The organism is Shewanella sp. 0m-8 (assembly GCF_052977265.1).
Genome location: NZ_JBRIMB010000059.1, coordinates 1 through 22,328 on the forward strand (window position 1 = coordinate 1; position 22,328 = coordinate 22,328).

A 22,328-nucleotide genomic window follows, 5' to 3' on the forward strand; every position below is an offset into this window, starting at 1 on the left:
TTAAAGTTATCCATAACCACAAATGAAGAGAATACGATGAATGCAATTAGATCATATTTTTACTTAGATTGGTATAAATAGTAGGGTGAAGCCCTTGTGCTTATCAAACGAAGTTTGATGCATGGTCAGGTAGAAAACTGTTCCTGACATTTTCGACATTGCCCACATCCATGTGGGTCAACGCGGAGAGCTTCGATAACTGCTCCTGCGTTATTCTAATTACCGCCATCCATGGCGGCATGCTCGAAGCTGGCCATTTCCAGGCGCATATACGAAAGGACACTCCCTCTATGTTGCCACGCAGCTGCGCTTGGCCAGAAACCGCGTCCATGCGTTTCAGGCATTTGGCACACCTGACGTTTAGGGCTAACAAATGCCATGATGACAAGGATGTCATTGAAAGGCCCTATGCCTTGCCCCAACTACGAAGACAAGCTTCTCCGCGAACAAGCTAGTCTGAATGCTACGTATTCAGAACACCTTGCTTTGCCCCTGTGTGTTTGATGTGGCGTGCGCGAACTACAGGCGTTTATATACTCCTGCATAATAGACACTTCCCGCATTGATGTGGTTCGTAGGTCACTTCCTGATGCACTCCCAAATTTGGCCGTGAGAAGTCACATACACTTTATAGGATAAGAGTAACAGGGCTTACTCTAGAGGGAATACTTATCCTTGAGTGCCATGTATGGCGTCGGGTGTTTTTAGAACACTGAGCGCTAACGTACCCAGAATAGAGCTACCTATTTTAGGTGGCTTATCCACTTAAGCTGCGAAACTCCTGATATTCATAGCTGAAAGCCTTCGATAGAGGGGGGGGGGAGGCTCATAAAATATTTTAAGGCTTGTATGAACCGCTATCTTCCTATCTATAAGTTTGAGTTATTCAGAACTGCTAATATACGATGTGACCTGCTAAGCATCCCTTTGCTCTTTTCTAGTTGTATGTCCTGTTTCGGAGGCAATCTCTATCCAGATGAGTATAAGAAGGCTTTTCACAATAATCGGTGCGCGAGTAGATAAACCTGCCATTGTTTTAAAGCTTAAGGTGAACCACTAGACTGGCTCGGTAGCTATAATAACTGCAGCTCATTTATAGTAATCTGGGGAGTGAAATTTAAGTCTCACTAATTTTTCTTGATTGTAAGCGTAGAGGTTGCCTATATTGTGCTGAGCTTATAATACCAGCGAGCAGTGTTGTGAGTGCTGTTTATTGAGCTATTTCAGTCGGCAAAGTGATCAAAACACCTGCTGAGCGCTCGAAAAACCTGCAGGCGGTAGTTATTAGCAAAAAAATACTTTACCTTTTACTCAACATTAAGCAAAATCAGTGTCCTCAAAAGGGGTGTAGCTCCAATTGGTAGAGCGCCGGTCTCCAAAACCGGATGTTGTGAGTTCGAATCTCCCCACCCCTGCCAAATTAGAGAAAGCCGAGCATTAGCTCGGCTTTTTTGCATCTGCGGTTTATCGTTTCAGTTATAGCGCTTTTTTGTGTTATTTAAGGCTCTGGATGTTACTAGGTTTTGCTTTTGTCTGAAAAATCCACACTTGATGGGCTTTAAATAAAAAAAGCTTTACCTTTCGGGGCAGATTACGCATAATCCGTTTCGTCAACAGGGGTGTAGCTCCAATTGGTAGAGCGCCGGTCTCCAAAACCGGATGTTGTGAGTTCGAGTCTCCCCACCCCTGCCAAATTAGAAAAAGCCGAGCACTAGCTCGGCTTTTTCGCATCTGCTATTTGCGATAGTGTTTGCTTTTCGTTTTGCTCTATTGCTTCACTGAATGCCACTCATCGATATTGTAGATAGCTTATTAGTCTTAATAGTAAAAGCATCTAGCTCAGTGCTACATTGTTTCTGCGCACTCGTCTAAACTGTGTTACCTATTAGAGGACTAACTGCTATGCTAGCCACTCTAACGTTATTATCCCCCTTTGAGTGAGTCATGATGGAAAAGAGTGCTTACCTAGATGCCATGAGCATTACTCGCTGGAAAAAAGCGATTCCCCAAACTGATATAGCTATTGTCTTAGTGAATCCTTTACGGATTAAAGATGTCGATAGCCCAATCATCTGTACCGTACTAGGTTTACTCGGAGTCAATATGGATCATTGCCGTTTTGCTGTTAGAGCTGAACCAGGAGCTAAGGTGATTTGGGATATGCGTGGTAAGCAGACAGTTGTTAATGACAGCACTTTATTTTCAGCCCCCATTAATGAACTTGAGAATAACCCTGAAGCTAAAAAGACGTTGTGGCTTAATATACAGTCTTTTATGGCTCAAAAGGATACGTAGTGGAACTTACACTGCTAAACGATGAAATGTCTGCTCAGATGGCTGCTATAGCGGTTAAAGCGCATAGCCACCCAATGAGTGAGTCAACGATAAAAAGTTGTTTCGGTAATTTGTATCACTGCATTGGGTTATTGGATGGTGATGAGCTTTGTGGCTTTGCTATCTTGCATCAGATTTTTGAAGATGCGACCTTAATGGATATCTGTGTTGAACCCAGACTGCAGGGCAAAGGTTACGGTAAAATGCTGTTAAAGGCTGTAATCGTCGAGGCTAAAGATAAAGGGGCTGAGGTATTACTGTTAGAGGTTCGTCAGTCTGCGATTGCTGCAAGAGAACTTTATGAGAAAGTTGGCTTTAAGGAAACCGGTATTCGTAAAGGTTACTATAAATCGGATACTGGCACTGAAGATGCGGTATTGATGCAGCTAAGTTTTTAAACGCCTTGTAGCCAATAAAAATAGCGCCTAATTAGGCGCTATTTTTGTCTTAACTTATGCTATCGAGCGCGAGGTAAATTTACTTAACTTCTTTACCTTGAGCCTGAAGATCTGCATGGTAACTTGAACGTACCAATGGACCACAAGCTGCGTGAGTAAAGCCAATGCTTTCAGCAAGCTCTTTTAGCTCATCAAATTCCGCAGGTGATACATAGCGCTCAACTGGCAGGTGGAATTTAGAAGGTTGTAGATATTGACCTAAAGTCAGCATCTCAACATTATGAGCTCGCAGATCATGCAGTACTTGTGCAATCTCTTCGTTACTCTCACCAAGACCCATCATCAGACCTGATTTTGTCGGAATATTGGGGTGGCGGTCTTTAAATTTCTTCAATAAATCGAGTGACCATTGATAATTAGCACCAGGTCGCGCTTTACGATAATGCATAGGCGCAGTTTCCAAATTGTGGTTAAACACATCTGGTGGCTCAGTCGCCAAGATCTCAAGCGCTGCATCAATACGACCGCGGAAATCGGGTACTAAGGTTTCGATTTTAATTTGCGGATTTAATAAACGGATCTCACGGATACAGTCAGCAAAATGCTGTGCACCACCATCACGCAGATCATCACGGTCTACAGAGGTAATAACGACATACTTAAGCTTCATATCTTTGATCGTTTGTGCAAGCTTCTTAGGCTCTTCAGCATCAGGCTTTAGTGGACGACCATGAGCAACATCGCAAAACGGGCAGCGACGGGTACAGATAGCACCCAAAATCATAAATGTTGCGGTGCCATGGTTAAAGCACTCTGATAGGTTAGGGCATGAAGCCTCTTCACAAACAGAGTGGAGACCATTTTTACGCAGTGCTTGCTTGATCTCGGTAATACGCTGATTTGAAGCGGGTAGCTTTACTCGCAGCCAGTCAGGTTTTCTTAGCATGGTGTCACGTTCAGATGGCACCACTTTAACAGGGATGCGTGAAACCTTGTCTGCGTCTCTAAGTTTAACGCCAGGTTGTAATCTTTCAGGCCTATTCATATGACTCTGGTAATCCTTGGTGGTGAACTAGCTTATCTAAACCGAGTTCTTGGCTGAGGGTTTCAATCAGTTGCAGACCTGCCTCTTCGACAGTTTGTGGTCCACCGAGCTGTTTGCACTGGATCATTTCCATGCCAGCGTAACCGCAGGGGTTAATGCGCTGAAATGGAGACATGTCCATATCGACATTGAGGGCGAGTCCATGGAAAGAGCATCCTTTACGGATCCTAAGACCGAGTGATGCGATCTTACGTTCTTCAACATAAACACCAGGCGCATCAGCTTTTGCATAAGCTTCAATCTGATAGCGCACAAGCATGTTGACGATACTCTGTTCAATGTGAGTGACAAGCTGACGTACACCGACTTTGAGGCGTTTAATATCGAGAAGAGGGTAGACGACAAGTTGCCCCGGGCCGTGATAGGTTACTTGGCCACCTCGATCAACCTGAATAACAGGAATATCACCAGGATTTAGGATGTGCTCACTCTTGCCTGCTTGGCCTTGTGTGAATACTGGCGTATGTTCAACAATCCAGATCTCATCTTGACTGTTCTCATCGCGATTATCGGTATAGTGTTGCATCGCGTGCCACACTGATTCGTAATCTTGTTTACCGAGATGACGAATATGCAAAGCGTTATCGTACAAGGGCAACCTCTCCCCTCAAATATTTGTGCGGGCTATTATACGCTTCAAAATGATAAATGTAATACGGATCACATTTATCATTTATGATTAATATTTATAGTACGCGTTTAACGCCCTCAATCGCAGCAAGTTCGGTGTAAAGTTTCTCTATCTGCTCTTTACTTGTAACGGTTATACGTATGGTGACCGAATTGTAAGTGCCTTTGCTCGACGCTTTTGTTGTTGGCGTATAGTCATCTGGTGCCAAACTTTGGGCGACTGCTACGACACGATCAGCTAGCGTATCGCTTGCATCTCCAACAATTTTAAATGGAAAAGAAGCTGGGAATTCCATTAATTCATCAAATTTAGTATCTAACATTTTTCACTCTCATAGATTGCAATAACCATAATATGGTGACGATTATACCTAATACCAAGCTAAATAAATATTTGATCATTCTTGCTGACTCAAATTCGAATCGCAGTGTAATGAATTTTTAAATGAGAAGAATGAGTTAACGGTTATTCATTGCTTAATATGGCAACTTTAATTTAGTCATTATTGGGTCAATGACTAATTGGTTAGTATGGTTCAAGTTCACAAGGTTTGTTTGGCTATCAAATGCAAGAAGCCACCTTGCGGTGGCTTCTTTTTTGTATACAGTATGGTTTAGCTAAACCAACCTGCAAACATCTGCTTGAAGTAATCCATTAATTGGCTAAACCAGCTGCCTTCATTCACTTCTTGTAGCGTGACAAGTGGGAACTGAGCGATATCTTTTCCATTTAATTGGAAGTAGATACGACCGACAGTCTCGCCTTTTGCTATAGGGGCGTTAAGCTCTTTTGTGAGTTCAAAGTTAGCTTGTAAATTTTTAGCTTGGCCGCGACTAATGGTAATAGGGGTATCAGTGACAACACCTAGGTCAATCGTTTCACGGTCGCCATACCAGATTTTTTGGGTAACGAAAGTATCGCCAGCTTTGTATGGTGTAACAGTTTCAAAGAAACGGAAACCATAGTTAAGTAGCTTCTTACTTTCTGCCTTACGTGCGGCTTCACTCTTGGTGCCTAATACAACAGAGATAAGACGCATACCGTCTTTAGTTGCTGAGGTTACCAGGTTAAAACCTGCACCAGAAGTGTGGCCTGTTTTAATACCGTCAACGCTTAAGCTCTTATCCCATAACAAACCGTTACGGTTGTATTGCTTAATACCGTTGTAGGTAAATGATTTCTCTTTATAGACTGCGTACTCTTCTGGTACATCGCGAATAATTGCGGCGCCAAGAATAGCCATGTCATAAGCGGTACTTTTATGGTTGTCAGAGTCTAAACCATGGCTATTTTCAAAGTAGCTATCTTGCATTCCTAGCTGTTTAGCCCATGAGTTCATTAAGTCGACAAAGCCATCTTCAGTACCAGCAATATGTTCAGCCATTGCTACGCACGCATCGTTACCCGATTGGATAATAATGCCTTTGTTTAGATCTTCAACAGAAACTGTTTTACCGACTTCGATAAACATTTTAGAAGAGTCGGGGAAGTTTTTTGACCATGCTTTTTTACTAATGGTTACTTCATCAGTGGGGGCAATGTTACCGACTTTGATCTCATGACCGATCACATAACTTGTCATCATCTTGGTCAAGCTAGCTGGGTTTAAGCTTTCGTAAGCGTTTTCTTCAGCAATGATTTGTCCGGTGTTGTAGTCCATTAGCACGTAAGCTTTAGCTGCTACTGTTGGTGCATTTGGGGTAACGACTGGCGCTGCTTGTGCTGATAATGCGGCGACAGAGGTCGCGAACAAAAGCGTTTTTAAAGGTTTGTTCAGTAAATTCATATTAATAATGCACGTCTTAATAGTTTAGGTATGAAGAAAGTGTAATTCCAACGAGTATAACATTAGTCGACAATGGAATTCAGCCTAGGTTCATTAATCTTGGTTCATTCAGTAAGCAGGTAACTTTGAGGGTAACCCTCTTGCTTGAGCTTTTCTGTTAGCTTGTCAGCTAGTTGCTGCTGACCGATTGGGCCTAATTGCAAACGATACAAGTTATTTACGCTTTGAATGCGGCTCTTGACTTGATATTTTTGCTCTAGGCTATTGGCTAGATGACCTAAGCGTTCTTTGTTTGATGATGCTACAACCTGAATATAGTGAAGTTCAGTGCCTTTTAGCTCGGCAAGTGCACTCGATTCAGGATTGGCAATATAGATAACTTCTAGGCTTACATTTGCGGTACCGGTTTTTAGCATGTCGAGCCGGTGGGCAGCAGCATAAGATAGATCGATAACTCTATCTGCATGAAATGGCCCTCTGTCGTTGACTCGTACAATAACCGTTTTATCATTTTTAAGGTTGGTGACCTTAACGTAGCTAGGTAGTGGTAAGGTTTTATGGGCTGCAGACATCGAATACATGTCGTAGGTTTCACCGTTTGATGTGAGGTGCCCATGAAACTTAGCGCCGTACCAAGATGCAATTCCTTTTTCCGCGTAGCCTGCACCTGAGTCCATGACCTGATAACTCTTACCTAATACCGTGTAGTTCTTTTTGTTTCCCCCACGGCTATATGGCTCATATTTAGGGTGAGCATCTTCAACCTTGGTGACATCAGGAGCTGATGTTGGCGCTTTATCGTCATCAAGTTCATAGCGACCACCGCTCGAACACGCAGCTAATGTGGCGGTTAAGAATAAAATGGCAAGGGTATTATTGCGCGACATAAGCTTTGTTTAATTCCTGACTAAATTGGTAAACCGCCATAGCGTACAAAGGGCTGCGGTTATAACGGGTAATAACATAAAAGTTTTTGAGACCTAACCAATACTCATCGTGGTCGGCTTGTTCAAGCTTTACCACTAATGCTGGTTGTGACACATCAATATCCATTGATTCAGCCAGTGCAACGTTCGGTGATAGTATGTCAGCAACGTTATACTGCATTTTCTCACCAGACCACGTTTTCACTGTATCAGGTAAGTCTTTATTCAACGTTAATTGCAGTGTTACCGGCTGGTTTTTCTGCCAACCATGTTGATGGAAGTAGTTAGCTACACTACCAATAGCATCGGTAGTGCTATTTAATAGATCGCGGCTACCATCATTATCAAAATCCACTGCGTAATGGCGGTAGCTAGACGGGATAAACTGACCAAAGCCCATAGCACCAGCATAGGAGCCTTTCAGGCTATTAATATCTAAATTTTCCTCTTTTACCAGTGACTGCAGGTTGGCAAATTCACTACGGAAGAATGTTGCTCTCGGCGGATAATGGAAACCTAAGGTGTAGAGGGCGTCTTTAACAGGATAATTGCCCATGTAGCCACCGTAAAAGGTTTCAATGCCAATAATTGCGACGATGATTTGTGGATCAACATTAAACTCTTTTGAGGCTTTAGCGATAGTGTCAGCATGTTCTTGCCAGAAGGCTAACCCAGCTTCTAGACGTTTTTCTGTGAGAAATATAGGGTAGTACTGATGCCAAGGCTTAGCTTCCCATGGCTTGGTCATCGCGTCGATAACCGCTTGGTTATATTCGGCGTTGGCAATGAACGCTGCTGTTTCTTTGCTATCGAAACCTTTATCGCTTTGGGTTTTAATAAACTCAGTTTTAAGCGCTTTGACGTCTGAGTCAGAAGCTGCCGCAGCTGAGCATGAAAAGAGAGTCAATGCTAAAGGTGCAAGAATGCGTTTTAAAAGCGTCATTTATGAGGCAATCCTTAATAGTCGATAGGCATAGTGATTAGGTCACTCGAATACGTCACAATGCCATCGAAGGTTAAATCTATATAAAGAGTGAGGCTTTATCAAATAGCGTCTTAAGGCTATCTGTCGATAAAACGTCTGTGAGTGTGAATACTCATTAAGATGCCAAATCCTGTCATCAATGTCAGCATCGAGGTACCACCATAACTGATTAGAGGCAGAGGAACACCTACAACAGGTAAAAGACCTGAAACCATACCAATATTCACAAAAATATAGACGAAGAATGTTAAGGTTATACTGCCAGCTAATAAGCGAGCAAAACTGGTTTGTGCGCGCGAGGCGATAACTAAGCCTCGGCCTATTACATAAAGATATAGTGCCAGCAGAATTAACGCACCGATAAGCCCAAATTCTTCTCCAATAACCGCAAAAATAAAGTCAGTATGCCGTTCAGGCAAAAACTCTAGTTGCGATTGAGTGCCTTGAAGCCAGCCTTTGCCCCACAATCCGCCAGAGCCGATGGCAATTTTAGATTGGATAATATGGTAGCCTGCACCTAATGGATCTTTTTCTGGATCAAGCAAGGTCAATACGCGGGTACGCTGGTAGTCATGCATCAAGAAAAACCACAGCACGGGTAGCATCGCCAATACACTGCCGATAAAGCCACCAACAATACGCCAACTCATACCGGATAGAAACAGTACAAAGATGCCTGAAGCGGCAACAAGGATAGAGGTACCTAAATCTGGCTGCTTAGCGATGAGTAATGTGGGGACAAGTAACAGTATTCCTGCACCAGCAAGGTAGCGTTTCTTGGGGGGGAGTGGGAACTTACTGATATACCAAGCCATGGTAATAGGGAAGGCGAGCTTAATAAGTTCAGATGGTTGAAACTCCATAAAGCCTAAGTTTAACCAGCGCTGAGCACCTTTATTGATCTCACCAAAAAAGTGCACTCCAATCAGTAAGATGATCCCAGTAATATAAATGGGGAACGCCCAACGCCTAAGCACTTCAGGGTTAATCTGCGCCACAGTAAACATCACTAATAGCGATAGCCCCATACGGAACAGTTGGCGATCCATTAGCGCTAAGTCTTCACCGCCGGCAGAATAAATAACAACAAGTCCGAAAGCCATGAGTGCCAGCAGGCCTAACAGCAATGGCAAGTCTATGTGTAAGCGCTGCCATATGTTTGGTCGGCTATTGTGTGCACTCATTCTGTTTTATCCCATGAATCTCTTAACAAATACTCGTCGAGTAAAGCGCGAGCTACTGGCCCAGCGTTAACGCCACCCCAACCCGCGTTTTCAAGTACTACAGCGAGAACAATTTTAGGGTTTTCGTACGGGGCGTAAGCAATAATTAAAGCATTGTCACGTAGACGTTCATCAATGTTTTCCGCATCGTATTCTTCATCTTGCGCAACACTAAATACCTGTGCGGTACCCGTTTTCATCGCCGCGGTGTAGCGTGCGTCGGTAAAGCGAGACTTATGCGCTGTATCACGCATGGCTTCATTAATGATGTCCCAGTTTTTAGGGTTCGATAGTACGATAGGCGGTAGCTCATCGGGCGGCGTGTCGATTTTAGCGGTTTGATCTTGAATCGACTTAAGCATGTGTGGCACAAAACGGCGGCCATTGTTGGCTAAAATAGCGGTAGCATTGGCAAGCTGCAGCGGCGTTGTTGTCCAGTAGCCCTGACCAATACCAACAGAGATGGTATCGCCGATATACCAAGGTTGGTTATAGCGTAAACGCTTCCAATCTTTAGACGGCATGTTACCGGCGGACTCTTCAAAAATATCAACGCCGGTACGTTCACCAAATCCAAAGGGTTGCATAAAGTTGGCGATAGCATCAACGCCTGTTTTATAGGCAAGATCATAAAAATAGGTGTCACAAGAGCTAACAATGGCGCTGTTAACATCAACCCAGCCATGACCCCAGCGTTTCCAGTCACGGTATTTACGTTCAACACCTGGGATCTGCCAAAAACCAGGGTCCCAAATACGCGTTTTTTGGGTAACGGTTTTATTTTCTAAGCCTAATAACGCCAAGTGTGGCTTAACGGTGGATGCAGGGGCGTATTGACCCTGAGTCGCACGGTTGATAAGTGGGCGTGACTTAGAATTGAGTAATTCGCTATACGCCTTACTACTAATGCCATGCACAAATTGGTTAGGATCATAAGTTGGGCTAGAGATTAGCGCTAAAATACCACCATCTCGTGGATCGATTGCAACAATAGAGCCACGTCGACCATTAAGTAGCTCCATGGCTTTTTGTTGAAGCTTTAAATCTAAGGTCAGGTGGATATCTTGCCCGGGCGTTGGCGGCTCAGATTTTAAAATACGAATGGTACGACCGCGGTTGTTAACCTCTTCTTCGAGGTGCCCAGGTTTACCAAGTAGTAGGCTCTCGTAAAACTTTTCGATACCTTGCTTACCGATATCTTTTGTTGCCGCATAGTTTGCCCACAAGTTATTACGGATAAGCGAGTCTTGATCTCGGCTATTGATTTTGCCGACATAGCCTAATGCGTGAGTCATTAAACCATTGTACGGGTAGTGGCGCTTGAGGCCCGCGTCAACAGAAATGCCCGGAAAGCGGTGCTGATTCACACTGAATTTTGCAACTTGTTCTTCGGTCAGTTTGTTCTTAATTGTCAGAGGCTTAAAACGACGGTGATACTTAAGTGCATCGATTACGTTTTCTTTTTCATCTGCCGACAAGTCGATAACGAGGCTGAGCTCATCTAAGGTCTCACTGACATTTTTAACCTTTTCTGGCACCATCTCTAATGAGAAAAAAGGTTGGTTTTCGGCGAGTAATTGGCCGTGACGATCGTAGATTAAGCCACGACTAGGCGCGACAGGGACGACACGAATACGATTGTCATTAGAGCGAGTTTCGTAATCTTTAAAGGAGGTGATTTGCAGGTTGTAGAGGTTAACCAGCAACAAGCTCAGCAGGATAAATACAGATAAGAACGTAAACAGGGCGCGACTTTTAAATAGCGACGCCTCGGCCGCATGGTCGTTCATGGTTATGCGCTTTCTTGGTGACACTTACATTCTCTCCTGCTTAAAAAAGGGTGCCAAGCACATATCCTATTAAGGTCTGTTTAGTTTTATAGGGTGTCGATATTATTCTCTATGGTAAGGGTGATTATTGTTGATACTCCAGCCACGATATAGGCTTTCGGCAACAATCACTCGTACCAGAGGATGAGGTAGAGTTAAGGCTGATAAGCACCAGCTTTGCGCAGCGGCTTTTTTACACTCAGGTGATAAACCTTCTGGGCCTCCAATTAACAAGCTAACATCGCGACCATCAAGCAACCACTTGTTCATTTGCTCTGCTAATTGCGGTGTTGTGAGGTTTTTACCCGGTAAGTCCAAGCTGACGATATGATTCCCTTTCGGGATCGCCGCCAACATTAACTCGCCCTCTTTTTGGAGAATGCGAGCTATATCGGCATTTTTACCGCGTTTGCCAGCAGGGATCTCAATTAATTCAAGCGCCATATCTCGAGGAAAGCGGCGCTGATATTCTTTGAAACCTGTTTCGACCCAATCTGGCATGCGGGTCCCAACTGCGACTAACTGAATCTTCATTACTCAGGCTTTTCTGACCAAAGTTTTTCAAGCTGGTAGAAGTCACGAGTTTGATCTTGCATAACGTGCATAATCACATCGCCTAGGTCTACTAGAACCCACTCGCTGCTCTCACGACCTTCGACACCAAGAATGTGCAGACCGGCACGCTTTGACTCAACCACTAGATTTTCAGCGATTGCTTTAACGTGTGTTTTTGAGTTACCCGTACATACCACCATAAAATCGGCGATGTTTGATTTCTCAGATATGTCGATTACAACGATATCTTTTGCTTTAAGGTCTTCAACCTTATCGATTACAAATTGCTTTAACTCTGCGCTTTCCACGCTGGTACCCCATTAATTTTAAGACAGCGCGATAGTATAGCAGTATTTCAGATCCAGATTAATAGTTCTGTATAGAAATATCTGTGTTTGAATGCGGTTTAATGTTTATTAGCTGTAGGATCGGCTAGATAATGCCAATCAACATAAGAAAGAGATCTACATCTTTATACTAATTGGTATAAAGCTGATTACATCGAATGTAATCTTGAATCGAGACGGGTAGTGCTGCATTTGGCATCAGGCCCTGCATGAGTCGCTGACGTATTTGCGTTGAGGAGAAATCTTGTTCTGCTACATCAAGCATAAAAATTTTACCGAATTTTTGTGGCGTTGTTTGGGTGTTATCGCTAAGTCTGGGCTTTAAGATTGCCTGAATTGGGTCGTTAGTAGCAAGTTGCCAGCCGGGGCGCTTGCAAACGACTAAGTGGCATAGGTCTAACAGTTGTTGCCATTCATGCCAGTGAGTAAAGCTCAAAAATGAGTCCATGCCCATAATGAAGTAAAACTCATGCTCTGGGTGCATGTTGCTTAATTTAGCTAAAGTCATGGCTGAATAGGAAGGTGTATCGCGTTTCGCTTCAATATCACAAAGTTGAAATTGAGGTAGTTCATCACAAATAAGCTGCGCCATGGCGAGTCTATCGGCAGTGGAGACATGAGTGCCGGGTTTGTGCGGTGGAATATGGTTTGGCATAAGCCAAACCTCATCCAAATTAAGCTGGTTCTTTGCTTCGAGTGCAGGACGAATATGACCAAAATGGATAGGGTCGAAGGTGCCGCCTAAAATGCCAATTCTCATGCTCAAGACCTATATTAATCTAATGTTATATGGGCGAGTTTGGCGTGAGCTTTAGCATCGAAAAGTAGACTAATGTGACTCAATCCAGTCCAGTCTTCAATGCCTTGTTGTTTGAGCTTAAGTTCAATGGCTGAAGCGCCAGCAAGCAAGGTTTCTACATGATTCAATTCAAGACGGTTAAGTGCATTTTGATAAATGGGCTTACGTTTATCCCAAATGCGCAACTTGCTCCAAAGTCCCTGTAGAGGCTCGCGCTTATTCTGTGCTGTCTTTAGTTGTAACAATACGGCGAGCTCTTTAAATAACGACCATAGGATAATTGGCATCGCCACTCCCTCACTTTTAAGCTGTGAAAGAATATGTTGGGCTTTATCTTGTTGGTTGTTGAGCATGGCGTCAGTTAATTGAAATACGCTGAAGCGTGATTGATCTTCAAAGTATTGGCTTAGTTGGTCGCAATCAATCGGCTCATTAGGACTGAGCAGTTGCAGCAGTTGCAGTGCTTGGTCGGCGGCAAGCAAGTTACCTTCGTAAAGTGCAAAGAGCATTTCACGCGGGTCTCGTGCCAATGACAAGCCGTAATGCTGAATTCTTCCATCTAACCAACGTTGAAACTGTGCGCCCTCTGGCGTCGTGCAAGGTACGTAAATCCCTTTTGCATCAAGCACCTTAAACCATTTACTCTTGGTTTGTTCGCTCGCAAGCTTAGGGCCAGTTAAAATCAATAATACATCTGGATTATCCATCTGCATTAGCGATTGCAGCATAGTGCTGCCTTCAGCCCCTGGTTTTGCTTGTGGGAGGGTTAACTCAATAATACGACGGCTTGAAAACAAGCTCATCGCTTGCCATTGCTCAAAAAGCTCATTCCAACTAAACCCCGTTTCTTGGGTTAACTGGATCTTTTCTTCAAAGCCTTGACGTTTAGCTTCACTGTGCAGAGCTGCACGGCTTTGCTCACATAACCATGGATCGTCGCCAAAAATAAGGCAACATTGGGGTAATGGAGAAAGTTGGCGCGTTAACTGATCTGGATAGACCCGCATTAATTAACCTTTGTAGAAGCCAGAGTTTGAATAATTCTGTCAGCAGCTTGAACTCGCATCTCTTTGAGTAAGAGCTCCATTTCTCGGCTCTTTGCTAAAGCCGTACGCGGATCGTCAAGGTAGTCACGGTGGATAGCTACATCAAAGCGTTGAGATTCAGCACCTGGCATCTGTACGGCAAAACTTACCTGGTAGATAAGCTCATATTCAGCAACGTTACCCGTTGGGTAGATTGATAGCGTAGAGCGATCGAGTGAGTCACTGATAAGGCGCAGAACTGGAATGTCATTCGCGGGCTTAACTACAGCAATACTGTTTAAACGCAGGCGTTCACGTACTAGACGTGTTAGTTCACTGTATTCATCTTGACTGCTAAGGCTTAAGGTTTGTAGCTGCTCAGGGATAGAGTAGCTACCTTGTAATCTAAAGCCGCAACCGGCACTGAGCAAAATGCTCAGTGCCAAGGTTGCTAAAAGTATGCGTTTAATTAGCATAAGCTTTGTTTTGTCTTCCTTGGTTTTAGAAGGATTAGTTAGCCACGATATTGAGCAACTTGCCCGGTACGTAGATAACTTTACGAACAGTTTTACCTTCAGTGTGTTTAACCACACCTTCTTCGGCCATACCTGCTGCTTCAACTTCTTCTTTACTCGCATCTGCTGCAACAGTGATCTTCGCGCGCAGTTTACCGTTCACTTGAACAATGATTAGCTTGCTGTCTTCAACCAGTGCAGACTCGTCAACTTCTGGCCAAAGTACATCTTCAATCGCACCTTGGTTACCAAGATCGTTCCATAACACAAAACATGTGTGTGGAATGATTGGATAAAGTAAACGGATAACAGCGTTCAAGGCTTCTTGCATCAATGCCTTGTCTTGCTCTGTCTCAGTCGGCGCTTTTTGGAGACGGTTCATTAGCTCCATAACTGATGCAATTGCGGTGTTGAACATCTGACGACGCTCAATATCATCACCCACTTTTGCAATGGTCTTATGCAGTTCACGGCGTAGCTCTTTTTGAGCAGCGTTAAGTGACTTAACGTCAAGTTCTGCAGTTGGACCTGAAGTAATATGGTCGTGTGCAGTTTTCCACAAACGCTTAATAAAGCGATGTGCGCCTTCAACGCTCGACTCTTGCCATTCAAGTGTTAGCTCTGGTGGCGCTGCAAACATCATAAATAGACGAACCGTGTCAGCACCGTACTTATCAACCATCTCTTGCGGGTCGATACCGTTGTTTTTCGACTTAGACATCTTGCTCATACCGGTGTAAACCAGCTCGTTACCTTCGCTGTCTACGGCTTTAACGGTACGGCCTTTGTCGTCAGTTTCCTGCACAGTCACATCAGATGGAGCAACCCAAACGCGCGCGCCTTTCTCATTGTTATAGTAGTAAGCATCAGCGAGTACCATACCTTGAGTTAGCAGACGTTTAGCTGGCTCATCAGAGTTGACTAGACCTGCATCACGTAGCAATTTGTGGAAGAAGCGGAAATACAATAGGTGCATACAAGCATGCTCGATACCACCAATGTATTGGTCTACAGGTAACCAGTAGTTTGCCTTTGCAGGATCAAGCATTTCATCTGCATGGGGGCTACAGTAGCGTGCGTAGTACCAAGATGATTCCATAAAGGTATCAAAGGTATCAGTTTCACGGAACGCTTCTTGACCGTTAACCTGAGTCTTAGCCCACTCTTTATCTGATTTTATTGGGCTTTGGATGCCATCCATAACCACATCTTCAGGTAAAATCACTGGTAATTGATCTTCAGGTGTAGGAATAACCGTACCGTCAGCCAAAGTGACCATTGGAATTGGTGCACCCCAGTAACGTTGACGTGAAACACCCCAGTCGCGTAGACGGAAGTTCACTTGACGCTTACCTTTGCCTTCAGCTGTAAGCTTGGCATCGATTGCATCAAATGCTGCTTGGAAATCTAGACCGTCAAACTCAGCAGAGTTAAATAGTACGCCTTTTTCAGTATAAGCTTCTTCGCTGATATCGACTTCACCGTCAGCTGGCTTAACAACCGCTTCAATGTTTAGACCGTACTTTTTAGCAAACTCATAGTCACGCTGATCGTGAGCGGGTACAGACATCACTGCGCCAGTACCGTAGTTCATCAGTACAAAGTTACCAACCCATATAGGCACTTGTTTGCCAGTAATTGGGTGGATAGCATTTAGGCCTGTCGCAACACCTTTCTTTTCCATCGCTGCCATAGCAGCTTCGGTGGTATCGGCGTTTTTACACTCTTCAATAAACTCAGCTAGCGCTGGGTTATTGATAGCAGCTTGCTCTGCTAGTGGGTGCGCGGCTGCAATCGCAACATAAGTTACGCCCATCACTGTATCAGGACGCGTAGTATAGATATCAAAGCTCTGGTCACTATCAGCAACCTTGAACGTCATCTCGATACCTTCACTACGGCCAATCCAGTTACGCTGCATGGTCTTAACTTGTTCAGGCCACTCTTCTAGCGTATCAATATCGTTTAGCAGCTCTTCAGCGTACTCAGTGATTTTAATAAACCACTGCGGGATCTCTTTTTGCTCAACAGTGGTATCACAGCGCCAGCAGCAACCGTCGATAACCTGCTCATTGGCAAGCACGGTTTCATCGTTTGGACACCAGTTAACTGAAGCTGTCTTCTTGTATACCATGCCTTTTTCATAAAGCTTGGTGAAGAACCACTGTTCCCAGCGATAGTATTCAGGCGTACATGTAGCGATTTCACGTGACCAGTCATAGCCAAAACCTAGCATTTTAAGCTGGTTTTTCATGTAATCGATATTTTCGTAAGTCCAAGGCGCAGGCGCAGTGCTGTTTTTGATTGCCGCGTTTTCAGCGGGAAGACCAAAAGAGTCCCAACCGATAGGTTGAAGCACGTTTTTACCTTGCAGACGTTGGTAACGAGACACAACATCGCCTATGGTGTAGTTACGTACGTGACCCATGTGCAGTCGACCCGATGGGTACGGGAACATAGAAAGGCAATAGAACTTTTCTTTGTTTGCGTCTTCGGTAACTTCAAATGTTTTTGTGTCTTGCCAGTGCTGCTGCACTTTAGCTTCAATTTCTGAAGGAGTATATTGCTCTTGCATCAATCTATTTCCGGCTATGCCGCCTATTGTTTGATCTAGCGCTATTTCAGCGCGAGTGATATCGACATAGAATAAACTAGAAGTGCGTCATTAAAAAGGTTCGTTGAAGGAGTATTTACCATGAGTGAACAAAGTACTGAGTTACTTTCGCTATATAAGGCACTTATTGACCAATTGCAATCGCAATACAATGATGATAACTCATTGACTGTAAAGAGTTTGTATGCACAAATGCAAGCGTGTAAAGAATACTTGGCTATAAAACAGCAAGCGAAGCAAGAAGAGCTTGCTTTAGTCGAACAATTTTTAAAACGTGACATTGCGAGTTTCTTGCAGGAAAAAAATGCCACCGATTTAAGTCATAGCCCAACGGTTATCACAGTTGAGAGCACATTATGGCACTGGTTGGGAGAGATCACCGATCGTAGCCAAGTGGAATGGCATGAAGTCGCGCAAGATTTTAAACATCACGGTTACTATGAAAGTGGTGAGATTGTCGGCCAAGGTACTATGGTGTGTACGGCTTGTGGCCATGAGTCAAAAATAGAATTCCCTGGAATATTGCCTGACTGTACAGAGTGCGACAATAACGAGTTCACTCGCGAGGCATTAGCTCCATAGCCCATATTGGCAGTGGATAGATGCAGCTTGAAACTAATAGAGAACGGCGCTTATGCGCCGTTTTTACGTTGAGCTGCTAGCAACCATCATGCATGGTTTCATACTTGGGCGTGCTAGTGGCCGTTGCTTGTTGGTATCTAAAGTAGCAAAGGTCGTCACTGACCTTGCCATCATCATCGTCATCGTAGCCAATGTAGGTAAGGTTAACACCTTGCTCCTCGATAACAAAAACAGTGTCGAGATCGAGCCTATTAGCGAGATCGGTATTATCCAAATAGCCTGAAAGTAGGCGCGTTTCAAAGCTACCGTTGCCATCAAGATCGATATCGATAATATCATTGCGGGAGCTATGTGGTTTAGTTGCCGTGCCAGGAATTTGCGACTTAGCATAGACCAATTGATTGGCGGTCTTACTACTGGCTTCAATTTGGTTAATCGATTCAGCTCTTGCTTCGCTAGAGAGTCCGATAAATTTAGGCGCGGCAACAATCGCTAAAATGCCCAGAATGATGATAACCACAACCAGTTCAATGAGTGTAAATCCATTTTTCTGCTTATGTTTTATCATTGAATTTTCTTTCTAATTGCCACGGCAATCGCGATAAGAAAGCTTACTATTAACACTGGCCATTGGCCAACAGTGGTAAATAGTGTGTGGCCTTTCATTAGCACAATATCTGCAATCAGCACTCCGGCTTCAAATTGCGGTAGCTGGTGGGTGATATTGCCCTTTTCATCGACGACAGCAGTAACACCGTTGTTGGTTGCGCGCACTAATGGTCGACCTAGCTCTACCGAGCGCATCTGCGCGATTTCCATATGCTGCAGCGGGCCGTTTGAGCTACCAAACCACGCATCATTGGATACCGTCATCAGTAAGTCGGTATTGTCATTCATATTGGCACGCAGCTGTTCAGGGAAGGCAATTTCATAGCAGATGGCGGGTGATATCTGGTGGCCGACGGCATTGAGATTTGGCTGCATAAAATCGCCTCTGGCAAAGGAGGACATCGGCAGATTAAAAAATGGCGCGAGTGGCCGTAATAGCGATTCAAACGGCACAAATTCACCTATAGGCAGGAGATGATGCTTCTTAAATTCGTTACTGCCGTTACCTAAGTAATCAGCCTCTGATTGCTGTTTGTGATTGTAATTGCCAAGGACTATTAGTGAGTTATAAAAAGAATCCTCTCTATGGCTAATAATACCTGTGATGATGGCGGTATTATTTAAGTTAGCGACTTTATTAGCGTTATAAAGAAAGTCCTTCACCATATATTCTGGTGCAGGGATCGCCGCTTCGGGCCAGATAATTAAATCGGCTGATAACTCAGGTCGCGATAGATCCATATATTTGAGCATGGTTGGCCATAGGGCATCAGGTTCCCACTTCATGCTTTGTGGGATATTCCCTTGAACTAATGCAACTTTGATGGATTCGCCATTAGGCTTAACGTGTGAGGTCATCGGTGCAATAAAGACGAGCATTGTAAGCACGGGAAGCGTGATTGCGAGACTTTGCCAGCGCTTAACGGCTAACAGCGCCAAAGCGCCCGCGAGCATAGCGATAATAAAGCTTAGCCCTAAGGTGCCAAACATTGAGGCGATAGGCTTGAGCGGACCTTCTGTTTGACTGTATCCCGCCCATAACCATGGAAAGCCTGTTAATACCCAGCCTCGTGCCCATTCGGTAATGGTCCAGAGCGCAGGGAACACAAGTAGGTTACGTAACAGCGATGTCTTTGGTGTCAGCTTTTGCAGTAAGCAACCAGCAAGTGCAGGATAAAGTGCCAGATATAAGGCAAGTAGTGCCATTAAAGCGATGGAGGCGATAAGCGGCATACCGCCATAGATATCCATGCTGACATGGACCCAGCTGATCCCCACAGAGAAGCAGCCAAAGCCAAAACTCAGCCAATAGCGAAAAGCTTGCTTAGGGGTTAAGTCTGCACTTTGATGCACAATGTAGGCCATCGCAACTAGATAGATTGGCCAGATAGAGTAGGGAGCAAAGGAGAGCGCCGTAGTGGCGCCAGCCGCATAGGCTAGCACCATTTTCGAACGCGAATGATGGGCTAATGCCCGAAGTTTATTCAGCATATAGCCTCATCATTGGGTCGTGATAACGGAGTTAGTTGCTAGGCAACCGTCTAATCATTGCTATGATTGTTATCTGCAAATTTTACTCTAAGTTGAATTAAGCGACGGGTGTCGGCATTAACAACTTTAAATTCAATATTCTGGATCATGACTTTTTCGTCACGCTCAGGTAAGTGGCCAAAGGCATGAGATACCATACCACCGACTGTATCGAACTCTTCGTCGCTGAACTCTGTACCAAATGTTGAATTGAAATCATCAATTGGAGTGAGCGCTTTTACCATGAAGACTTGTTTCGCGATCTGCTTGATCTCAGTCTCTTCAGCTGAGTCATGATCAAATTCATCTTCAATTTCACCAACGATCTCTTCGAGAATATCTTCAATTGTTACAAGTCCAGATACTCCACCATACTCATCGACAACAATCGCCATATGGTAACGTTGAGAGCGGAACTCTTTTAGTAAGACATCAACACGCTTACTCTCAGGAACAACAACTGCAGGTCGAATTACTTGGCGTAATTCAAATGGATGCTCATTGTTTTTAAAGCCATACTGAATCAAGTCTTTCGCAAGCAAAATGCCTTCGATATGATCTTTATCTTCATTGACTACGGGAAAACGGGAGTGTGCTGAACTGATCACGGTAGAAAGTACATCTTCTACTGAATCATTTATTTGGATAGCTACAATCTGTGCACGTGGGATCATAATATCCCTTACACGTAGATCGGATACTTCTAAGACACCTTTAATCATTTCGCGAGTGTCTTCGCTGATTACTTCACGCATCTCTGCATCGTGAATTACGCCAACTAGGTCTTCGCGATTTTGCGGTTCGCCCTGGAACAACTGACTTACTTTCTCTAACCAGCCCTTCTTGTGGGCGTTAGTACTCGGTGGGATATCGTCACTCATAGTGTTTTCTTGACTCTGGTGAGCCAATTATTGCTCCTCATAAGGATTAGTATAACCAAGGCTTTCAATGAGTTGGGTCTCTAATGACTCCATCTCTTCAGCCTCAGAGTCTTCAATATGATCATACCCTAGCAGATGGAGACAACCATGTACAACCATGTGTGCCCAATGTGCGATTAGTGGTTTATTTTGATCAATTGCTTCTTGCTCTACTACCGCCGCACAAATCACTAAATCACCTAATAATGGTAGCTCAATGCCCGGTGGTGCTTCAAAGGGAAAAGACAATACATTTGTCGGCTTGTCTTTTCCACGATAAGTGTTATTCAACTCTTGGCTTTCTTCAACGTCGACGATACGAATCGTTAATTCTGCCTCATCCATAGTATCTCTGAGTGCAGTTTTGACCCAAAGTTCCAGTTCAGCTTGTGTTGGTAGTTGAAAACCTTCAACAGCAATTTGAACATCAAGATCGATAACCGTTTGATTATCACTCATGGTTAGCAGTTTCCTGTAATTGGTATTGGCTATCTTTATTGCCTTTACTCGATTGTGCTTTTAACTCGAAAGCTTCATAGGCTTCAACAATGCGCGCAACCACGGGGTGGCGTACAACATCTTTTGCTTGGAAGAAGTTAAAACTAATTTCATCGACCTCACCGAGCACTTCAATTGAGTGGCGCAGGCCAGACTTTTGATGCTTAGGTAAATCAATTTGTGTAATGTCGCCAGTGATCACTGCTCGTGAGTTAAAACCAATACGGGTTAAGAACATTTTCATCTGTTCAACCGTGGTATTTTGGCTTTCATCGAGAATAATAAACGCATCATTTAATGTGCGGCCGCGCATATAGGCAAGCGGCGCGACTTCAATCACGTTGCGCTCGATTAAACGCTCGACTTTCTCAAAGCCCATCATCTCAAATAGCGCATCATAAAGCGGACGCAGATAAGGGTCTACTTTTTGACTTAAGTCACCGGGTAAGAAACCCAATTTTTCACCAGCTTCAACAGCCGGGCGAGTGAGTAAAATTCGACGAACTTCTTGGCGCTCTAATGCATCAACTGCGGCTGCAACGGCAAGGTAGGTTTTACCTGTGCCAGCGGGACCAATACCAAAAGTTATATCATGAGTGACGATGTTGCGCACATAGTCACTTTGGTTTGGATTGCGGGGTTTAATCACGCCACGCTTGGTCTTGATAAAAAGCTCACTGTCATCGCGAGGCGCTTCCATCTCAAGGGCTATCGCTTCTTGAATCGCAATATGTACTGCATCGGGCTCTAAATCAGGTGTGCTGCCTTTAAGTGGCTGCGTTTCGATATAGAGGTTTCTGAGTAGATTATTAGCAGTTAAGCAGTTACGCGGCGTACCAACAATTTGAAAGTGATTGTTGCGGTAGCTAATTTCAACGCCAATGCGGCGCTCTAACTGCTTGATGTTGTCATCAAATGGGCCGCAAAGTGAAGCTAGTCTACGGGTTTCCGCTGGCTCTAAATATAGGTTGAGCGTAGTTAACTTGTTTGACAAAAATTCACTCCATTTATCGACGTCGGGTTTTCGCTAATAATGCTAGTTTACGAGGCATATTCAATAATTGCGAATGGTATTTTTCAAAGGCAATTAAGAAGAAAAAAGCGGCATCTCAGGATG

Annotated in this window: 22 protein-coding genes and 2 tRNA genes; 5 read left to right on the plus strand and 19 right to left on the minus strand. The window is 44.1% G+C overall.

Annotated elements, in window-relative coordinates; translation table 11 throughout:
* Nucleotides 1–1,341 precede the first annotated feature (1,341 nt).
* The 4 genes from ACVBIO_RS19320 (at nt 1,342) to rimI (ending at nt 2,732) form a co-directional block, all read left to right on the plus strand.
* A tRNA-Trp gene (locus tag ACVBIO_RS19320) sits at nt 1,342–1,418 on the plus strand.
* 197 nt (nt 1,419–1,615) lie between these two features.
* Nucleotides 1,616–1,692: transfer RNA gene (locus tag ACVBIO_RS19325), tRNA-Trp, on the plus strand.
* A 252-nt stretch (nt 1,693–1,944) separates the two neighbouring features.
* The gene (locus ACVBIO_RS19330; RefSeq protein ID WP_447162488.1) at nt 1,945–2,295 is read left to right on the plus strand and encodes a hypothetical protein; all 351 of its coding nucleotides are present in this window, start codon (nt 1,945–1,947) and stop codon (nt 2,293–2,295) included.
* Nucleotides 2,295–2,732: a ribosomal protein S18-alanine N-acetyltransferase gene (rimI, locus tag ACVBIO_RS19335; protein ID WP_439267649.1), complete on the plus strand. Its 438-nt coding sequence runs from the start codon at nt 2,295–2,297 to the stop codon at nt 2,730–2,732. The genes ACVBIO_RS19330 and rimI overlap by 1 nt, the downstream gene beginning before the upstream one ends.
* Nucleotides 2,733–2,811: 79 nt before the next feature.
* Here the strand turns inward: rimI and lipA are convergent, their stop codons facing one another.
* The 14 genes from lipA to leuS all read right to left on the minus strand — a co-directional run bounded on the left by lipA (nt 2,812) and on the right by leuS (nt 17,033).
* Entirely contained in the window at nt 2,812–3,777 is a 966-nt protein-coding gene (gene lipA / locus ACVBIO_RS19340; protein ID WP_447162489.1) for a lipoyl synthase, read from the minus strand.
* Complete coding sequence (gene lipB / locus ACVBIO_RS19345; RefSeq protein ID WP_447162490.1) at nt 3,770–4,429, minus strand: lipoyl(octanoyl) transferase LipB; 660 nt, start codon at nt 4,427–4,429, stop codon at nt 3,770–3,772. Before lipB ends, lipA begins: the two co-directional genes overlap by 8 nt.
* Nucleotides 4,430–4,523: 94 nt before the next feature.
* Complete coding sequence (gene ybeD / locus ACVBIO_RS19350) at nt 4,524–4,790, minus strand: DUF493 family protein YbeD (RefSeq protein ID WP_447162491.1); 267 nt, start codon at nt 4,788–4,790, stop codon at nt 4,524–4,526.
* 291 nt (nt 4,791–5,081) lie between these two features.
* The gene (locus ACVBIO_RS19355) at nt 5,082–6,254 is read right to left on the minus strand and encodes a serine hydrolase (protein ID WP_447162492.1); all 1,173 of its coding nucleotides are present in this window, start codon (nt 6,252–6,254) and stop codon (nt 5,082–5,084) included.
* 104 nt (nt 6,255–6,358) lie between these two features.
* Complete coding sequence (locus ACVBIO_RS19360) at nt 6,359–7,141, minus strand: septal ring lytic transglycosylase RlpA family protein (protein ID WP_447164543.1); 783 nt, start codon at nt 7,139–7,141, stop codon at nt 6,359–6,361.
* Nucleotides 7,128–8,123 carry a lytic murein transglycosylase B gene (gene mltB, locus ACVBIO_RS19365; RefSeq protein WP_447173222.1) on the minus strand — a complete coding sequence of 332 codons (996 nt, stop codon included), beginning with the start codon at nt 8,121–8,123 and terminating at the stop codon, nt 7,128–7,130. The genes ACVBIO_RS19360 and mltB overlap by 14 nt, the downstream gene beginning before the upstream one ends.
* A 119-nt stretch (nt 8,124–8,242) precedes the next feature.
* Nucleotides 8,243–9,349, minus strand: coding sequence for a rod shape-determining protein RodA (gene rodA, locus ACVBIO_RS19370; protein ID WP_447162495.1), 1,107 nt, complete (start codon nt 9,347–9,349; stop codon nt 8,243–8,245).
* Complete coding sequence (gene mrdA, locus ACVBIO_RS19375; RefSeq protein ID WP_447162496.1) at nt 9,346–11,202, minus strand: penicillin-binding protein 2; 1,857 nt, start codon at nt 11,200–11,202, stop codon at nt 9,346–9,348. Before mrdA ends, rodA begins: the two co-directional genes overlap by 4 nt.
* A gap of 78 nt (nt 11,203–11,280) precedes the next feature.
* Nucleotides 11,281–11,751, minus strand: a complete 471-nt coding sequence (gene rlmH, locus ACVBIO_RS19380; RefSeq protein ID WP_447162497.1) for a 23S rRNA (pseudouridine(1915)-N(3))-methyltransferase RlmH — start codon at nt 11,749–11,751, stop codon at nt 11,281–11,283.
* The gene (gene rsfS, locus ACVBIO_RS19385) at nt 11,751–12,080 is read right to left on the minus strand and encodes a ribosome silencing factor (protein ID WP_447162498.1); all 330 of its coding nucleotides are present in this window, start codon (nt 12,078–12,080) and stop codon (nt 11,751–11,753) included. Before rsfS ends, rlmH begins: the two co-directional genes overlap by 1 nt.
* A 169-nt stretch (nt 12,081–12,249) precedes the next feature.
* Nucleotides 12,250–12,879 carry a nicotinate-nucleotide adenylyltransferase gene (nadD, locus tag ACVBIO_RS19390; RefSeq protein ID WP_447162499.1) on the minus strand — a complete coding sequence of 210 codons (630 nt, stop codon included), beginning with the start codon at nt 12,877–12,879 and terminating at the stop codon, nt 12,250–12,252.
* Between the two features lie 14 nt (nt 12,880–12,893).
* Nucleotides 12,894–13,925, minus strand: a complete 1,032-nt coding sequence (gene holA / locus ACVBIO_RS19395) for a DNA polymerase III subunit delta (protein WP_447162500.1) — start codon at nt 13,923–13,925, stop codon at nt 12,894–12,896.
* Nucleotides 13,925–14,419, minus strand: a complete 495-nt coding sequence (locus ACVBIO_RS19400; protein ID WP_447162501.1) for an LPS-assembly lipoprotein LptE — start codon at nt 14,417–14,419, stop codon at nt 13,925–13,927. Before ACVBIO_RS19400 ends, holA begins: the two co-directional genes overlap by 1 nt.
* A gap of 34 nt (nt 14,420–14,453) precedes the next feature.
* Nucleotides 14,454–17,033, minus strand: a complete 2,580-nt coding sequence (gene leuS, locus ACVBIO_RS19405) for a leucine--tRNA ligase (RefSeq protein WP_447162502.1) — start codon at nt 17,031–17,033, stop codon at nt 14,454–14,456.
* Between the two features lie 120 nt (nt 17,034–17,153).
* Between leuS and ACVBIO_RS19410 the strand changes: the two genes are divergently transcribed.
* On the plus strand, nt 17,154–17,654 hold the full coding sequence (locus ACVBIO_RS19410; RefSeq protein WP_447162503.1) for a zinc ribbon-containing protein: 501 nt from the start codon (nt 17,154–17,156) through the stop codon (nt 17,652–17,654).
* 76 nt (nt 17,655–17,730) lie between these two features.
* Here ACVBIO_RS19410 and ACVBIO_RS19415 read toward each other — a convergent pair whose 3' ends face one another.
* The 5 genes from ACVBIO_RS19415 to ACVBIO_RS19435 are packed head-to-tail and all read right to left on the minus strand — an operon-like array spanning nt 17,731 to nt 22,205.
* Complete coding sequence (locus tag ACVBIO_RS19415) at nt 17,731–18,222, minus strand: type II secretion system protein (RefSeq protein ID WP_447173223.1); 492 nt, start codon at nt 18,220–18,222, stop codon at nt 17,731–17,733.
* Nucleotides 18,219–19,754: an apolipoprotein N-acyltransferase gene (gene lnt / locus ACVBIO_RS19420; protein WP_447173224.1), complete on the minus strand. Its 1,536-nt coding sequence runs from the start codon at nt 19,752–19,754 to the stop codon at nt 18,219–18,221. The genes ACVBIO_RS19415 and lnt overlap by 4 nt, the downstream gene beginning before the upstream one ends.
* Nucleotides 19,755–19,804: 50 nt before the next feature.
* Nucleotides 19,805–20,674 (minus strand): CNNM family magnesium/cobalt transport protein CorC, encoded by an 870-nt coding sequence (corC, locus tag ACVBIO_RS19425; RefSeq protein WP_447162506.1) that lies wholly within the window; start codon nt 20,672–20,674, stop codon nt 19,805–19,807.
* A 27-nt stretch (nt 20,675–20,701) separates the two neighbouring features.
* Complete coding sequence (ybeY, locus tag ACVBIO_RS19430; RefSeq protein ID WP_442529483.1) at nt 20,702–21,172, minus strand: rRNA maturation RNase YbeY; 471 nt, start codon at nt 21,170–21,172, stop codon at nt 20,702–20,704.
* Nucleotides 21,165–22,205, minus strand: a complete 1,041-nt coding sequence (locus tag ACVBIO_RS19435; protein ID WP_447162507.1) for a PhoH family protein — start codon at nt 22,203–22,205, stop codon at nt 21,165–21,167. The genes ybeY and ACVBIO_RS19435 overlap by 8 nt, the downstream gene beginning before the upstream one ends.
* Nucleotides 22,206–22,328 lie beyond the last annotated feature (123 nt).

Coding starts and splice junctions, on each gene's coding strand:
- ybeD (WP_447162491.1), bottom strand. CDS start 4,790: ATGTTAGATACTAAATTTGATGAATTAATGGAATTCCCAGCTTCTTTT.
- ACVBIO_RS19415 (WP_447173223.1), bottom strand. CDS start 18,222: ATGATAAAACATAAGCAGAAAAATGGATTTACACTCATTGAACTGGTT.
- lipA (WP_447162489.1), bottom strand. CDS start 3,777: ATGAATAGGCCTGAAAGATTACAACCTGGCGTTAAACTTAGAGACGCA.
- ACVBIO_RS19410 (WP_447162503.1), top strand. CDS start 17,154: ATGAGTGAACAAAGTACTGAGTTACTTTCGCTATATAAGGCACTTATT.
- ACVBIO_RS19330 (WP_447162488.1), top strand. CDS start 1,945: ATGATGGAAAAGAGTGCTTACCTAGATGCCATGAGCATTACTCGCTGG.
- ACVBIO_RS19400 (WP_447162501.1), bottom strand. CDS start 14,419: ATGCTAATTAAACGCATACTTTTAGCAACCTTGGCACTGAGCATTTTG.
- holA (WP_447162500.1), bottom strand. CDS start 13,925: ATGCGGGTCTATCCAGATCAGTTAACGCGCCAACTTTCTCCATTACCC.
- lnt (WP_447173224.1), bottom strand. CDS start 19,754: ATGCTGAATAAACTTCGGGCATTAGCCCATCATTCGCGTTCGAAAATG.
- ACVBIO_RS19360 (WP_447164543.1), bottom strand. CDS start 7,141: ATGTCGCGCAATAATACCCTTGCCATTTTATTCTTAACCGCCACATTA.
- ybeY (WP_442529483.1), bottom strand. CDS start 21,172: ATGAGTGATAATCAAACGGTTATCGATCTTGATGTTCAAATTGCTGTT.
- rlmH (WP_447162497.1), bottom strand. CDS start 11,751: ATGAAGATTCAGTTAGTCGCAGTTGGGACCCGCATGCCAGATTGGGTC.
- corC (WP_447162506.1), bottom strand. CDS start 20,674: ATGAGTGACGATATCCCACCGAGTACTAACGCCCACAAGAAGGGCTGG.
- nadD (WP_447162499.1), bottom strand. CDS start 12,879: ATGAGAATTGGCATTTTAGGCGGCACCTTCGACCCTATCCATTTTGGT.
- leuS (WP_447162502.1), bottom strand. CDS start 17,033: ATGCAAGAGCAATATACTCCTTCAGAAATTGAAGCTAAAGTGCAGCAG.
- mltB (WP_447173222.1), bottom strand. CDS start 8,123: ATGACGCTTTTAAAACGCATTCTTGCACCTTTAGCATTGACTCTCTTT.
- rodA (WP_447162495.1), bottom strand. CDS start 9,349: ATGAGTGCACACAATAGCCGACCAAACATATGGCAGCGCTTACACATA.
- ACVBIO_RS19355 (WP_447162492.1), bottom strand. CDS start 6,254: ATGAATTTACTGAACAAACCTTTAAAAACGCTTTTGTTCGCGACCTCT.